Raw genomic sequence first — 2,109 nt, forward strand, 5'->3', positions numbered from 1 at the left:
GACGCGATGCTGGCGATCTACACAGCCGCCTCGCCGCCCGAAGCCGAGGCACTCCTCAAAAAATACGGGATTGACTACGTGGCAGTCACCCCCCGCGAGCGTGGCGACATTCCCAGCCATAGTGACAACAGCAAACGCCTCCCACTCGACGAAAATTTCTTCCGCCAGCGCTATCCTGTCGCCGCTCAGCAAGGCGAGTACCTGCTCTATAAAATTCGGTGATAAATCTGTTAAACTGTCACCAAATCTCAGCTAATTTCTCTAGGAGCAATTATCATGTCTGCACCGCCGCGTGATCTGAATACCCCTCATTTGTTTTCTGCACCCGCCACTCGTGAGGCGTGGGAAGCCCGCGCGAAAGAAATCCGGGAGCGGATTTTGTTCTCGTGTGGGCTCTGGCCACTGCCGAAGAAGACGCCGCTAAAACCCAAGGTCACCAGTACGGTGGAGCTGGCGGATATGACCATTGAGAACGTGGCGCTGGAGACTTTTCCGGGGTTCTGGCTCTGCGGGAGCCTGTACAAGCCGAAGGGGACAGGGCCCTTTCCGGCGATTGCCAATATGCACGGGCACTGGGATCAGGGGCGGTTGCAGCGCGAGGCTGATGTGCCAAAAGCGCCTCCTGCACCGGGTGCGCGTGGGGCGGGGAAAGCTGATCTTGTGAATCTGGCGGCCAGTTTAGCGCGGCAGGGCTTTGTGGTCTTTGCGTATGACATGCTGGGCTACAACGACACCGACCAGTTTGTGCATCGAAAGCTCGGCGCGAGCCTGGATCAGTGGCTCTGGGGCGTGAGTGAGCTAGGCGTGCAGACCTGGAATAGTATTCGAGTTCTGGATTATTTACAGTCATTGTCATTTGTCGATAAGAAAAAACTGGGGGCAACGGGGGCATCGGGCGGCGGCTCTCAGACATTTTTACTTGCTGCAATAGACGACCGAGTGCAAGTGAGTGTGCCGGTGAACATGGTCTCTTCCACCATGCAGGGGGGCTGCAACTGTGAGAACGCGCCGGGCCTGCGGGTGGGGACGGATAACGTGGAGGTAGCATCGGTGTTTGCCCCCAAGCCGCAGCTCTTTGTCTCGTGCACGGGCGACTGGACCAGCAAAGTGCCGCTTGAGGAAGGCCCGGCGGCTAAGAAAGTCTACGAGCTGTACGGGAAGCCAGAGAACTTGCAGTGGGTGCAGTTTAACTACGGCCACAACTACAATGTCGAGAGCCGTGAGGCGATGTACGCGTTCTTCAAGAAGCACCTGCGCGGCGAGGCGGGTGAGCGCGAGAGGCCACTGGAGCTCGACCCCAAGCAGCTCCGGGTGAAGCGTCCTGCTGGCAAGAGCGACACGGAGTTGCTCGCTGGTCTGAAGCGCGAGCGGGCTGAGGCGGTTCTAGCCCTGCGCCAGAAGAACGACAAGAAATCCCGCGAGTTGCTCCGAAAGGGGCTGGCGATTGCGCTGGCGGTGGATGTACCGACCATCAAGGGCGTGGGAAGAGTACACACGCAGGTTTCTGTGAGTACGGGGAGCACGGGCCTAGTCCTTCCCCCGCTTACTCAGGATAGTGGCGCTCTCTGGAAGGACTTCTACTCGTGCTACAACCGGACGGTACTGGGAGATCGAGTGCAGGCGGTGATCGATTCTCTCGTGCAGAACAGGACGAAAAACGATGCTGGGCCGACGGTTCTAATCGGTGACGGGGAAGCAGGTCTCTGGGTTTTATTGGCGCGTGCTCTCGCTCCCGATCTCTGTCCTGGGCCGACGATTGTGGATATGCAGGGCTTTGCCGCCGATGACGATGACGCCTATCTGGAGCGAGCCTACGCACCAGGGCTGCGGGGGATCGGGGGCCTGTACACCGCAGCGCTCCTAGCCAATGCAAAGCCATTGCTGCTACACAACACACAGAGAAAGTTCCGCGCCGAGAATATTTCCTGTCGGCTGGAGCCTGAAAAGCTCAGTTATGAGGAGACGATGGCTTGGCTGAAGAGCATTGGGTACTACAAAGGCTAGCGGACTACGGGTAAACTGGGCTTGATCACTTGACCAATGGACTAAACCGTGATATTTTGTTTGCGAAGTTCTTTGTAAGGCAAAGTGAATCCGTATGACTACCCT

General features: G+C 57.7%; 2 protein-coding genes. Both read left to right on the forward strand.

Going from position 1 to position 2,109, the window contains the following annotated elements:
• On the forward strand, positions 1–222 hold a 222-nt coding region (locus ACH2EH_RS04865; protein ID WP_395139483.1), incomplete at its 5' end, for a hypothetical protein.
• A gap of 54 nt (positions 223–276) precedes the next feature.
• Positions 277–2,004 (forward strand): alpha/beta hydrolase family protein, encoded by a 1,728-nt coding sequence (locus tag ACH2EH_RS04870; protein WP_395139485.1) that lies wholly within the window; start codon positions 277–279, stop codon positions 2,002–2,004.
• Positions 2,005–2,109: the final 105 nt, after the last annotated feature.

Origin of the sequence: Armatimonas sp., from assembly GCF_043760365.1 — a bacterium.
In the GTDB taxonomy this organism is placed as follows: Bacteria; Armatimonadota; Armatimonadia; order Armatimonadales; family Armatimonadaceae; genus Armatimonas.

Coding starts and splice junctions, on each gene's coding strand:
- ACH2EH_RS04870 (WP_395139485.1), top strand. CDS start 277: ATGTCTGCACCGCCGCGTGATCTGAATACCCCTCATTTGTTTTCTGCA.